Below are 13331 nucleotides of genomic sequence, written 5' to 3' on the forward strand. Positions count from 1 at the left end.
CACGGCTGCATAAAGCGCCATGGCGATGATTGTTCCGCTAAAAAGGGAATCTGGTGGTTTCCACCGGCGTCGTGAAAATCACGCAAAAGCACTTTGTGGTTGTTGCATAATGACAACACAAAGAATTATTCAAGTGTTATTTGAAGTATCTGAAACATATCTAAGAAAATTTTTCTTATGATTTTTATGATTCAGATTAATGTCCATATTTATTCTTGGATTTTACTCATTTTCTAAAACGAGGTTCGTTTTTACCTTTGCAATAAGCAAGACATGCCCAAGTCATTCCGCAGCGGTTACTTTCTCCGCCCATTCCTCGCAGGCCTGCGCCGTGGTCGGAATGCCGTGATGTTTGCGGATCAGATCGAAGGATACCGCCTTGATGATCGCCACCCCCATCAGCGCGACAACGATGGAAAACGGCAACGCGCCGATGATCATGGTGATGCGGATCGCCTCGATCCCGCCAAGGATCAGCATCGAACCGACCACGAAAGCGATTGCCGCGCCCCAGAAAAGGATGTGGTAGCGGCGGCTGCCTTCGTCATCGCCCGCGCCGTTGATGGTGTTGACGATCAGGATCGCGCTGTCGGCCGATGTCACCAGATAGGTCATCAGCAACACCACCACGAGCCCCGCGACCACCAGCGCCAGCCCCGGCTCAAGCAGCACGGCCAGCGTCGCAAACAACTGGTCCGACATCGGCGCGCCGACGATCCGGCCCCCGGCCAGCCCCGACAATTCAAGTTCGATCGCGGTGCCCCCGACCAGCGCCATCCACACAAAGCACATCAGCGAGGGCACCACTGTCACCCCGAAGACATATTCGCGGATCGTGCGCCCGCGCGAAATACGGGCGATGAACATGCCCACGAACGGCGCAAAGGCGATCCACCATGCCCAGTAGAACACGGTCCAGTCGAGCTGCCACTGGTTGAGCGCCGCGCCCAGCACGCTGCCATCCTGGCTCCACAGCCTGAGCGATTGCTGCGGCAAAGTGGTAAGATAATCCCACAGGCCCACTCCCAGCAGCTCAAGCCCGTAAATTCCCGCGCCCAGCACCGCGAACAGCGCCAGCAATGCGATCGACAGGCCCATGTTGATGTTCGACAGCCATTTGATCCCGCGCCCAACGCCCGATAGCGCGCTGATCGTCGAGGCCCCCACCAGCGCCACCAGCGACACGATGATGGCGAGCGAGGATGCCGACCCGTCGTCTGCCAGCAGCCAGTCACCCAGCCCCAGCCGCGCAAGACCGGCGACGAATTGTTCGACCCCCAGCCCCATCGTCACCGCCACGCCGAGAATGGTCGCCACCACCGCGACAATATCGACGACGTGGCCCAGCGGCCCCTCCATCACCCTGCCGAATAATGGTGCGAGCGCCGAACGGATGGTCAGCGGCAAGTCCCGGCGATGCGCGACATATCCGATCGCCAGCCCCACCAACGCATAGGTGCACCATGCCCCCAGCCCCCAGTGCAGGAAGGTGTACATATAGGCCGGGCGCACGGCCTCGCGGCTCTGGCTTTCGGCCATTCCGCGGATGATATCGGGGTTGTTGACAAAATGGGCGAGCGGTTCGCCGGTCGAATAGGTCAGCATCCCGATGCCGATCCCCGCCCCGAAGAGCATCGAGAACCACGAGAACCGGTTGAATTCGGGCTTTTCGCCGGGCGGGCCAATCCGCAGGGTCCCGGTCCACGGCAACAGCGCCAGCACAAGGCAGGTGATGATCAGGCTGACGACGAGGTAGACATACCAGCCGCCAAAGGTCGCGATGATGGTCGAATTGGCGGCGCCCAGCGTCTTGCTGGCATTCACCGGGAAGAAGATCGCCCACATGATCAGCAGCGATACGATCACCTTGGCCGGGATCGTCACCGCCCGGCTGAACCCGTCATAGAAACCGCTGTCGTGGGTTTCGATGTCGAGTTCGACCAGCGGCGGGTCGATCGGCCAGTCGGCCTGCGCGTCTGCCAGCGATTCTGTCGGCGACGGTGCTTCGCCTGGCCTGCTGCTCATCACGGTCCTGTCCCGGACAGCAAACCATGGCAAAAGGCGACGCGGGATCACGCTGCCGGCATTGCTGCCAAGGCTCTGTCCGCTTTCATGAAATGGCAGGGGATTGTGTCCCGGACGGACAGCAGCGCAAAGGGCATGCAAATAGCAGCAATGCCCCGCGACCCCCGGATGCGGAGAATGTGTAGGCGCTACCTACCCCCCCCACAGGCATTTGCAACCCCGCGGGGCAACGCGTTGCGGCCGCGGTTGACCCGCTCCCGGCAAATCCGCAAGACAGCCAGCTAAGGAGACCCGATATGAACAGACCCCTTCTTGCAACGGTTCTTGCCCTCGCGTTGGCGCTGGCGCTTTTGCCCGCTGCGGCCGCCGCGCAGAGCGATGCGGCTGGCACCGCCGCTGCCGAGAATGCCGCGTCTGTGGGGCCAGATCGGCACTTTACCCCGGAAGACCTGTTCCACCTTGCCGCCGCCGCCGATCCGCAGATCAGCCCGGATGGCAGCCGCATCGCCTATGTCCGGCGCAGCAACGACATCATGGTCGACCGCGCGCGCTCCGCAATCTGGCTGATCGACACCCGCAGCGGCGAGGAAATGCCGCTGGCGGGCGGGCCGGATGCTAGTGCCTTTGCCCCGCGCTGGTCGCCCGACGGCACGCGGCTGGCCTATGTCTCCACCGCCAGCGGCGGGGCGCAGTTGTGGGTCAAATGGCTGAATGGCGGCGAGGCGGTGCGCCTGACCGGCCTGCCCGAAAGCCCATCGAACATCACATGGTCGCCCGATGGCAGCACCATTGCCTATAGCATGCTGGTTCCGGGCGGCGGGATCACGCTCGGCGCTGCGCCTTCGGGCAAGCCGGAGGGGGCAAAGTGGGCCGAACCGCTCGAAATCTACGATCTGGTCACCTATCGCGCCGACGGGGCGGGATATCTGAAACCGGGGTTTGAGAAGATCTTCATGATCCCCGCCGCCGGCGGCGCACCGCGCCAGCTGACCTTTGGCGATCATCATGACGGCGGGTCGCTGGCCTTCGGCAGGGACGGCCGCACGCTCTATTTCAGCGCCAACCGCAATCCCGACTGGCAGACCGATCCGGTGGAAAGCGAAGTCCACGCGCTCGACATCGCCAGCGGCACCATCACGCCGCTGACCAGCCGCGACGGCCCCGATCACAGCCCGGCGGTTTCGCCCGATGGCAAGCTTATCGCCTTCCTCGGCTTCGACGATGCGGGCCGCGCCTACGAGAACGACGATCTTTATGTGATGGCTCCGGATGGTTCGGGCTTGCGCAATCTGACCGAAGGCTGGGATTTCAGCCCCGCCGGGGTGGTGTGGGATGCCGACGGCAAGGGCCTCTACGCCCAATATGACATCAGCGGAGAAGTGCGGGTGGCGCGCATCGGGCTCGACGGGACAATCCGCGACGTGGCGGAGGGTGTGACCGGGGGCGGGCTCGACCGGCCCTATACCGGCGGCGGTTTCTCGGTCGCGGCCAATGATGCGATTGCCTTTACCGGCGGCGAGCCGGCCTTTCCGGCCGAAGTGCGGCTGGCAAGCGCGGGCAAGGCGCGCACCCTGACCGATCTCAACGCCTCGCTGCGTGCGGTCAAGACCATGGGCGCGGTGCGCAAGATCACCACCCGATCAAGCCATGACGGGCGGGCCATTGAAGGCTGGCTGACCTTGCCGCCGGCCTATGCAGAAGGCACGCGGGTGCCGCTGATCCTCGAAATCCATGGCGGGCCATTTGCCGCCTATGGCCCGCATTTTGCCACCGACAACCAGCTTTATGCCGCGGCGGGCTATGCCGTGCTTTCGGCCAATCCGCGCGGCTCGACCAGCTATGGCGAGGACTTCGCGAACGCCATCGACAAGGCCTATCCCGGCAATGACTATGATGATCTGATCAGCATTGTCGATGAAGCGATCGCGCAGGGCATCGCCGATCCCGATGCGCTGTTCGTGACCGGCGGATCGGGCGGCGGGGTGCTGACCAGCTGGATCGTCGGCAAGACCAATCGGTTCAAGGCCGCCGCCACCCAGAAGCCGGTGATCAACTGGACCACGCAGGTGCTGACCGCCGACGCGCCGGCGTTTTTCGGGCGTTACTGGCTGGGGATGCAGCCGTGGGAGAACCCCGAATTCTACTGGCAGCAATCGCCGCTGTCGCTGGTGGGCAATGTCGAAACGCCCACGCTGGTGGTGGTCGGGGCCGAGGATTACCGCACCCCGGTGAGCGAATCAGAACAATATTACACCGCCCTGCGGCTGCGCGGCGTGCCGACTGCGCTGGTCAAGGTGCCGGGCGCGAGCCATGGCGGGATTGCCGCCCGTCCATCGCAAAGCGCGGCCAAGGCGGCGGCGATTCTTGCATGGTTCGAGCGATACAGGAACGGCTGGTCGCGCGATCAATAGCACCCTCGCGCGGCGCGCATCAGCAGTTGCAAATCATTTGCAGGCGGCCCTGCTTGCAAGCCTGCCTGCCTCTGCTAAAGCGCCCGCGGGATCTTTCACGACATCCTGTTCACTCACAGGCTGCCCGCGGACGGGCGATGAGAATGGGGCTTAACAGCAATGCAGAAAATCAAGGTGGCAAACCCGGTCGTCGAACTCGATGGCGACGAGATGACCAGGATCATCTGGCAGTGGATCCGCGAGCAGCTGATCCTGCCCTATCTCGACATTGACCTGCGCTACTACGACCTTTCGATCGAGAACCGCGACGCGACCGACGATCAGGTTACCATCGATTCCGCCAATGCCATCAAGGAACATGGCGTCGGCGTGAAGTGCGCGACCATCACCCCGGATGAACAGCGGGTGGAGGAATTCAGCCTCAAGAAGATGTGGAAGAGCCCCAACGGCACAATCCGCAACATCCTTGGCGGCGTGGTGTTCCGCGAACCGATCGTGATCGACAACGTGCCGCGGCTGGTGCCAGGCTGGACCGATCCGATCGTGGTTGGCCGCCATGCCTTTGGCGATCAGTACCGCGCCACCGACACGCTGATCCCCGGCCCGGGCAAGCTGCGGCTGGTGTTCGACGGCGATGATGGCACCAAGCTCGATCTCGACGTGTTCGACTTCCCCAGCGCGGGCGTCGCCATGGCGATGTACAACCTTGACGATTCGATCCGCGACTTTGCGCGTTCCAGCTTCAATTACGGCCTCAACCTCGGCTGGCCGGTTTACCTGTCGACCAAGAACACCATCATGAAAGCCTATGACGGGCGCTTCAAGGACCTGTTTCAGGAGGTGTTCGACAGCGAAGGCTTTGCCGAAAAGTTCAAGGCCGCCGGGATCGTCTACGAACACCGCCTGATCGACGACATGGTCGCAAGCGCGCTCAAGTGGTCGGGCAAGTTCGTCTGGGCCTGCAAGAACTATGACGGCGATGTACAGTCCGACACCGTGGCGCAGGGCTTCGGTTCGCTCGGCCTGATGACTTCGGTGCTGATGACCCCCGATGGCAAGACTGTCGAAGCCGAAGCCGCGCATGGCACCGTCACCCGCCATTATCGCCAGCACCAGCAGGGCAAGGCGACCAGCACCAACCCGATCGCCTCGATCTTCGCGTGGACCCGCGGACTGATGTATCGCGGCCGCTTCGACAACACGCCCGATGTGGTGAAGTTTGCCGAAACGCTCGAACGCGTCTGCATCGCCACGGTGGAAAAGGGCCACATGACCAAGGATCTGGCGCTGCTGATCGGGCCGGGTCAGGATTGGCAGACGACGGAACAATTCTTCGAGACCATCGTGCAGAACCTCGAAAAGGAAATGGCCAGCTGGGCGTAAGGTCCGGCCAGGGAGTTATATGGCAAGCAGATCGAAAGCGCGGCTGGAAATACGCCAGGCCAAGCTCAAGGACGTGCGGGCGATCGGAGAACTCGTCCGCCGCGCCTATGATGATCTGCCTGCCTATACCCAGGGCGAAATCCGCGGGCAGATCAACAACTATCCCGAAGGTTGCTTCGTCGCCAAGCTGGATGGCGAAGTGGTTGGGTATTGCGCCTCGATGCGGCTGGACGAGCGCGTGGCGCTGTCAAACCACACCTGGGACGAGGTGACCGGCAACGGATTTGGCAGCCGCCACGATCCCACCGGCGACTGGCTCTACGGCTACGAGATGTGCGTTGATCCGAGCGTGCGCGGCACCCGGTTGGGGCGCCGCCTTTACGAGGAACGCCGCGCGCTGGCTGAACGGCTGGATCTCACCGGGATCGTGTTTGGCGGACGCATGCCCGGCTACGCCCGGGCGAAACGCCGCAAGACCAATCGCGCCGAAACGCCGCAGGATTATCTCGAACAGGTGATCGAGAACCGCATCCACGATCCGGTCCTGCGCTTTCAACTCGCCAACGGGTTCGAGCCGCAGGGCATCCTCCCCAAATATCTGCCGGAAGACAAGGCCAGCCGCGGCAACGCGGTGCGGATGATCTGGCGCAATCCCTATGTCGACAGCGACGCCCCGCCCAAGCACCGCCTGCCACGCGATGTCGAAAGCGTCCGCATCGCCACCTGCCAATTGCAGGCGCGCGCAGTTTCCGGCTTCGATGAATTCATGAAGCAGATCGAATATTTCGTCGATGTTGCCGCGGATTATGAAGCGGACTTCATCGTCTTTCCGGAAATGTTCACGGTGATGCTGCTCTCGGCCGAACCATCCGAGCTGACCCCGCTCGAAGCCATCGAAACGCTCAGCAACTACACCCCGCGCATCCGCCAGCGGCTGTCGGAAATGGCGCTGGCCTATAACATCAACATCATCGGCGGATCACACCCCACCCGCATGGCCGACGGGGACATCCACAATGTCGCCTATGTGTGCCTGCGCGACGGATCGATCCACGCGCAGGAGAAGATCCACCCCACCCCCAACGAGGCCTATTGGTGGAACATCAAGGGCGGCGATTCCATTGATGCCATTCCCACAGACTGCGGCCCGATCGGCGTGCTGATCTGCTATGACAGCGAATTTCCCGAACTTGCCCGGCGGCTGGTGGATGAAGGCGCGCGGATCATCTTCGTCCCGTTCTGCACCGATAGCCGCCAAGGCTATATGCGGGTGCGGTACTGTTCGCAGGCGCGCGCGATTGAAAACCAGTGCTTCGTGGTGCTCAGCGGCAATGTCGGCAACCTGCCCAATGTCGCCAATATGGACATCCAGTACGCGCAAAGCTGCATCCTCACCCCTTGCGATTTCCCCTTCGCGCGGGATGGCATCGCCGCCGAAGCGTCCGAGAATGTCGAAACGCTGACGATCAGCGACGTCAACCTTGCCGATCTGTCATGGGCGCGGGCCGAAGGCACGGTGCAGAACCTCGCCGACCGCCGGTTTGATCTCTACCGGATCGAGTGGGACAAGCGGGTCGGCAACATCAAGGACCCGCTGGGCGAAGAACGCGTAACCGGGATATCCCGTCCGCTGGGGCCGCCATCGGCAGGTGGTGGATGACAGGACCATAGGGCCGCGCTAAGCCCGCAAGGTGGCTGGCGAACTCACCTTTTCTCCGATCCTGTCCGATGCGCTGGTGATTCTCGGCGCAGCGGGGATCGTGATTCCGGTCTTCGCCCGCTTCCGCATCACACCGATCATCGGCTTCATCCTGATCGGTGTGCTGGTTGGCCCCTATGGGCTGGGTTCGCTGGTCGAACGAATACCCTGGCTCACCCACATCACCATCACCGATCCCGAGGTGCTGGAGCCATTTGCCGAATTCGGCATCATCCTGCTGCTGTTCGCGATCGGGCTGGAACTGTCGTTCAACCGATTGTGGCAATTGCGCCGGCTGGTGTTCGGGCTGGGCGCGCTGGAACTGCTGATTATCGGCTCCTCGCTGGCTGGCTTCCTCGGGCTGACAGGCATGCTCGACTGGACCGGTGCGCTGGCGCTGGGGTTTGCGCTGGCCTTTTCATCGACCGCGATCGTGCTGCCGATTTCCGGCACGCGTACCCCGGTCGGGCGCGCGGCGCTTTCCATGCTGCTGTTCGAGGACATCATGATCGTGCCGATCATCTTCATCCTCGGCGCGCTCGCTCCCAAGGCGCAAGGCGATGGCTGGGCGGGCCTTGCCGATACGCTGTGGCAGGGCGGGCTGGTGATCGCGATATTGCTGGTGGTGGGGCGGTTCGCGCTTCCGCGCCTGTTCGCGCAGGCAGCACGCACCAAGAACCCCGAATTGTTCCTTGCCGCCTCGCTGCTGGTGGTGATCGGCGCCAGCCTTGCCACCGGCGCAGTCGGCCTGTCGCCAATCGTGGGCGCGCTGATCGCCGGGCTGCTGATTGCCGAGACCGAATATCACACCGAGGTCGAAGTGATCATGGAACCGTTCAAGGGCCTCGCATTGGGCGTGTTCCTGATCACCATCGGCATGAGCATCGATCTGGTCGCGATCACCGCCAATCCCGGCGCGCTGGCGCTGGCAGTGGTGGGCGTGCTGGTGTTCAAGGCGCTGGTCACCGGCATCCTGCTGCGGCTGATGGGTGCGCGGCGCAGCACCGCGACCGAAACCGGTGTAATGATGGCCTCGCCCAGCGAAACCACCCTGATCGTGCTTTCGGCGGCAACCGCGGCAATGGTGGTCGATTTCGAAACGGCGCAGTTCTGGCAGACGGTGACCGCGATCGGCCTGACCATCACCCCGCTGCTGGCCAAGCTGGGACAGGTGATCGCCCGCAGGGTCGACGGCGCGCCGCAGGTGGCAAGCGAGGATTTCAGCGATCAGGCCCGCACCATCATCGTTGGCGGCGGACGCGTTGGCCGTCTGGTGGCCGACATGTTGGATAGCCATGATCAGGCCTATGTGATGCTCGATTCCGATCCCGACCTGATCGCGCGGGTGCAGCGCGAAGGCTATCGCGCAGTGTTCGGCGATGCTGCGCGCGGCGACGCGCTGGCCAAACTGGGGGCCGGGAACGCGCCCGCAGTCGTGCTGACCATGGACGAACCGGTGCTGGCACAGCGGCTGGTCAGCAAACTGCGCAGCGAACACCCCGATCTGCTGATCGTGGCCCGCGCGCGCGACACGGATCACGCTGCCGAGCTTTATCGCGCCGGGGCCAGCCATGCCGTGCCGGAAACGCTGGAAAGTTCGCTCCAGCTATCCGAAGCGGTGCTGGTCGATATCGGCATCGCCATGGGCCCGGTGATCGCATCGATCCACGCCAAGCGCGACGAGTTCCGCGAACAACTGGAGCGCGAAGGCGGGCTTAGCGAAAAGCCCAAGCTGCGGACCACCAACGCCGAGGCATGAACCCGCCCCGGCGCGCCGGATCAGGCCGCTGGCTGGGCAGCGAGCACAGCCTTCACCGCCGCCAGAGCCTCTGCCGCCTTGGCCCCGTCCGGTCCGCCGCCTTGCGCCATGTCAGGCCGCCCGCCGCCGCCCTTGCCGCCCAGCGCTTCCACGCCCGCGCGCACCAGATCGACCGCGCTGAACCGAGCCGTCAGATCATCGGTCACGGCGGCCGCAATGCTGGCCTTGCCGTCATTGACCGCGATCACCGCCGCCACGCCCGATCCGAGCCGCTGCTTTGTCGCATCGAGCAAGGGGCGCAATTCCCTGGGATCGAGCCCTTCGAGCACCTGCCCGCTGAAGGCGACCCCGGCGATCTCCTCGTCCGTCGAAGCTGCCGGGCCGCCCGAACCGCCGCCGCCCAAAGCCAGCGCCTTTTTCGCCTCGGCCAGTTCCTTTTCGAGCCGCTTGCGCTCCTCCATCAAGGCCGTGATCCGGGCAGGCACTTCCTCCGGCGTCGCGCGGATCACGCCTGCCGCAGCCTTCAGCGCGTCTTCGCGCGCGACCAGCCATGCCCGGGCCGCTTCGCCGGTCAGCGCCTCGATCCGGCGCACGCCAGAAGAAACCGCGCTTTCCGACACGATCCGGAACACCCCGATATCGCCGGTGGCGCGCACATGGGTGCCGCCGCACAGTTCGACCGAATAATTGCGCCCTTCATGCCCCGCGCGGCCCATCGACAACACCCGCACCTCATCGCCATATTTCTCGCCGAACAGAGCCAGCGCGCCGGCCTCGACCGCGTCATCGGGGCTCATCAACCGCGTGCCGACCGCTTCGTTGGCGCGGATTTCAGCGTTCACTTCGGCTTCGATGGCGGCAATGTCCTCTGGCGTAAGGGCGACCGGGTGCGAGAAATCGAAGCGCAAGCGGTCATCGGCGACCAGAGAGCCCTTCTGGGTCACGTGCCCGCCGAGCCGATTGCGCAGCGCGGCATGGACAAGGTGGGTGGCGGAATGGTTGGCGCGGATCCGGTCGCGGCGTTCGGCATCGACCTTGAGTTCAACCGTGTCGCCAACCGCCACTTCGCCCGCGTCAATATGCACCTGATGCGCGTGCAAGCGGCCGAGCGGCTTGGATGTGTCGGTGACAGTCGCCTTGAGCCCCGCGACGCTGGCGATGGTGCCGCTGTCACCGGTCTGGCCGCCGCTTTCGCCGTAGAACGGGGTCTGGTTGGTGAGGATCACCACGTCATCACCAGCGCCTGCGCGTTCCGTTTCGGCCCCGGACTTGACGATCGCGACCACCCGGCCCTCGCCCGAGGTCGAGGCATAGCCGGTGAATTCACTGGCGCCTTCGCGCTCGGCAATGTCGAACCAGACCTCACCCGAGGCTGCCTCGCCCGATCCCTTCCACGCAGCGCGCGCGGCAGCCTTCTGACGCGCCATTGCGGTGTCGAATCCGGCGCGGTCGACGCCGATCCCGCGCGCGCGCAACGCATCTTCGGTGAGGTCATAGGGGAAGCCAAAAGTGTCGTAGAGGCGGAAGGCGATTTCGCCGTCGAGTTCGCCGCCAGCGCCCAGATCGCCGGTTGCCTCGTCAAGCAGTTTCAGGCCCTTGTCGAGGGTGCGACGGAACTGGGTTTCCTCGCGTTCGAGCACCTCTTCGATCAGCGCCTGACCGCGCAAGAGCTCGGGATAGGCCTGGCCCATTTCCGTGACCAGCGCGGGGACAAGCCGATGCATCAGCGGTTCTGACGCGCCGAGCAGGTGCGCGTGGCGCATCGCGCGGCGCATGATCCGGCGCAGCACATAACCACGCCCCTCGTTCGATGGCAGCACGCCGTCAGCCATCAGGAAGCTGGTGGAGCGCAGGTGATCGGCAATCACGCGGTGGCTGGCGGCCTGTTCGCCCTGCGCCGCAACATTGGTGAGGCCTTCCGATGCGGCGATCAGCGCCTTGAAGGTATCGGTATCGTAATTGTCATGCGCGCCCTGCAACACGGCGGCGATGCGTTCGATCCCCATGCCGGTGTCGATCGAAGGCTTGGGCAGGTTGCGGCGGGTGCCATCGGCCTGTTGTTCATACTGCATGAACACCAGGTTCCAGATTTCGACGAAGCGATCCCCGTCCTCGTCCGGGCTTCCCGGAGGGCCGCCGAAGATGTGATCGCCGTGGTCGTAGAAGATTTCCGAGCATGGTCCGCACGGTCCGGTATCGCCCATCGACCAGAAATTGTCGCTGGTGGGAATCCGGATGATGCGTTCGTCCGGCAGGCCGGCGATCTTGCGCCACAGCTCGTGCGCTTCGTCGTCGGTGTGATAGACCGTGACAGTAAGCCTGTCCTTGGGAATGCCCCATTCACGGGTCAGCAGGGTCCAGGCGTGGGTGATCGCCTGTTCCTTGAAGTAGTCGCCGAAGGAGAAGTTGCCGAGCATCTCGAAGAAGGTGTGATGCCGTGCGGTATAGCCGACATTGTCGAGATCATTATGCTTGCCCCCCGCGCGCACGCATTTCTGCGAGGAGGTGGCGCGCGGTGCGGGCGGGGTTTCCAGCCCGGTGAAGACGTTCTTGAACGGCACCATCCCGGCGTTGACGAACATCAACGTCGGATCGTTGTAGGGCACGAGCGGTGCGCTCGGCGTGATGGCGTGACCGGCCTTGCCGAAATAGTCGAGAAAGGACCGGCGGACTTCATTGGTAGAGCTCATGGCCGTGCAGTTAGGCAATGCGCGAGACGAAGGCAATGGAGCGCGCCAGCGGGGCGCTTCATCGCATGGGTGCAGTGTGGCCGCAGGCCCACATGTGCGCCCCGCGTCGGCGGGTTTCGTCGGTGGGAGACGGTGCCAGGCAACGAAAAGCCGGTGCGAGGCCCTGCGAAGAGACCTTGCACCGGCTTTCCGGTTTTCCGGGCACCCCGGGACAGGGAGCGGGAGACTTCCCGCCGCGCCCGCTTGAGGATCAGTCTTCGGAGTCCGCGTCCGGCCCCGTCATCATCTCCTCGGCGACCTTGTCGGTGCGGCTGCGGATCGCAGCTTCCAACCGGTCGCAAACTTCAGGATTTTCCTTGAGATAGGTCTTGGCGTTTTCGCGCCCCTGACCGATCCGGATCGAATCATAGGAGAACCAGCTCCCTGATTTTTCCACCAGGCCGGCCTTGACGCCAAGATCGATGATCTCGCCAATCTTGGAAATGCCCTCGCCATACATGATGTCGAATTCGACCTGCTTGAACGGCGGGGCGACCTTGTTCTTCACCACCTTCACGCGGGTCGCGTTGCCGGTGATCTCATCACGATCCTTGATCTGCCCGGTGCGGCGGATATCGAGCCGGACCGAGGCGTAGAACTTGAGCGCGTTGCCGCCGGTGGTGGTTTCCGGGTTGCCGTACATCACGCCGATCTTCATGCGCAGCTGGTTGATGAAGATCACCATGCATTTCGAACGGTTGATCGAACCGGTCAGCTTGCGCAGGCTCTGGCTCATCAGGCGGGCTTGCAGGCCGACGTGCGAATCGCCCATCTCGCCTTCGATTTCCGCCCGCGGCACCAGCGCTGCGACCGAATCGACCACCAGCACATCGATCGCGTTAGAACGCACCAGCGTATCGACAATCTCAAGCGCCTGTTCGCCGGTATCGGGCTGCGAGACGATCAGTTCGTCGATGTCGACGCCCAGCTTCTTGGCATAGACCGGATCCAATGCATGTTCGGCATCGACGAAAGCAGCGGTGCCGCCCATCTTTTGCGCTTCAGCGATGACGTGCAACGCCAGCGTGGTCTTGCCCGAGCTTTCCGGCCCGTAAACCTCGATCACGCGGCCTTTGGGCAGGCCGCCCACGCCAAGCGCGATATCGAGGCCCAGCGAACCGGTCGAAATCGATTCGACCTGCATCGCTTCCTTCTGGCCCAGCTTCATCGCCGAACCCTTGCCGAAAGCCCGATCAATCTGGGCTAGCGCGGCTTCGAGCGCCTTCTGACGGTCCACGTCCTTTTCCTTCTCTACCAACTTCAATGACGTAGCCATCGCACGCGCTCCTTCGCTTGCCTAGAGGCGATCGGCAGTTTTCGACGAC

Annotated in this window: 8 protein-coding genes; 5 read left to right on the top strand and 3 right to left on the bottom strand. The window is 63.5% G+C overall.

Features of this window, described 5'->3' with window-relative positions; translation table 11 throughout:
* Positions 1-19: 19 nt before the first annotated feature.
* The gene (locus tag BUA05_RS14790) at positions 20-181 is read left to right on the top strand and encodes a hypothetical protein (RefSeq protein ID WP_178139175.1); all 162 of its coding nucleotides are present in this window, start codon (positions 20-22) and stop codon (positions 179-181) included.
* A gap of 101 nt (positions 182-282) precedes the next feature.
* Here BUA05_RS14790 and BUA05_RS10650 read toward each other — a convergent pair whose 3' ends face one another.
* On the bottom strand, positions 283-2025 hold the full coding sequence (locus tag BUA05_RS10650; RefSeq protein WP_084662619.1) for a BCCT family transporter: 1743 nt from the start codon (positions 2023-2025) through the stop codon (positions 283-285).
* A gap of 296 nt (positions 2026-2321) precedes the next feature.
* On the opposite strand from BUA05_RS10650, the gene BUA05_RS10655 reads away from it, so the two are divergent.
* From BUA05_RS10655 to BUA05_RS10670, 4 genes are all read left to right on the top strand, one after another.
* Positions 2322-4436 carry a S9 family peptidase gene (locus BUA05_RS10655; RefSeq protein WP_072674972.1) on the top strand — a complete coding sequence of 705 codons (2115 nt, stop codon included), beginning with the start codon at positions 2322-2324 and terminating at the stop codon, positions 4434-4436.
* A 159-nt stretch (positions 4437-4595) separates the two neighbouring features.
* The gene (locus tag BUA05_RS10660; RefSeq protein ID WP_072674974.1) at positions 4596-5819 is read left to right on the top strand and encodes an NADP-dependent isocitrate dehydrogenase; all 1224 of its coding nucleotides are present in this window, start codon (positions 4596-4598) and stop codon (positions 5817-5819) included.
* Between the two features lie 19 nt (positions 5820-5838).
* Positions 5839-7479 (top strand): bifunctional GNAT family N-acetyltransferase/carbon-nitrogen hydrolase family protein, encoded by a 1641-nt coding sequence (locus BUA05_RS10665; RefSeq protein WP_072674976.1) that lies wholly within the window; start codon positions 5839-5841, stop codon positions 7477-7479.
* 31 nt (positions 7480-7510) lie between these two features.
* The gene (locus tag BUA05_RS10670; protein ID WP_072674978.1) at positions 7511-9277 is read left to right on the top strand and encodes a cation:proton antiporter domain-containing protein; all 1767 of its coding nucleotides are present in this window, start codon (positions 7511-7513) and stop codon (positions 9275-9277) included.
* Positions 9278-9297: 20 nt separating this feature from the next.
* Here BUA05_RS10670 and alaS read toward each other — a convergent pair whose 3' ends face one another.
* Positions 9298-11967, bottom strand: coding sequence for an alanine--tRNA ligase (gene alaS / locus BUA05_RS10675; RefSeq protein ID WP_072674980.1), 2670 nt, complete (start codon positions 11965-11967; stop codon positions 9298-9300).
* Positions 11968-12217: 250 nt separating this feature from the next.
* Entirely contained in the window at positions 12218-13282 is a 1065-nt protein-coding gene (recA, locus tag BUA05_RS10680) for a recombinase RecA (RefSeq protein WP_072674982.1), read from the bottom strand.
* Positions 13283-13331: the final 49 nt, after the last annotated feature.

Origin of the sequence: Erythrobacter sanguineus (genome assembly GCF_900143235.1) — a bacterium.
In the GTDB taxonomy this organism is placed as follows: Bacteria; Pseudomonadota; Alphaproteobacteria; order Sphingomonadales; family Sphingomonadaceae; genus Erythrobacter; species Erythrobacter sanguineus.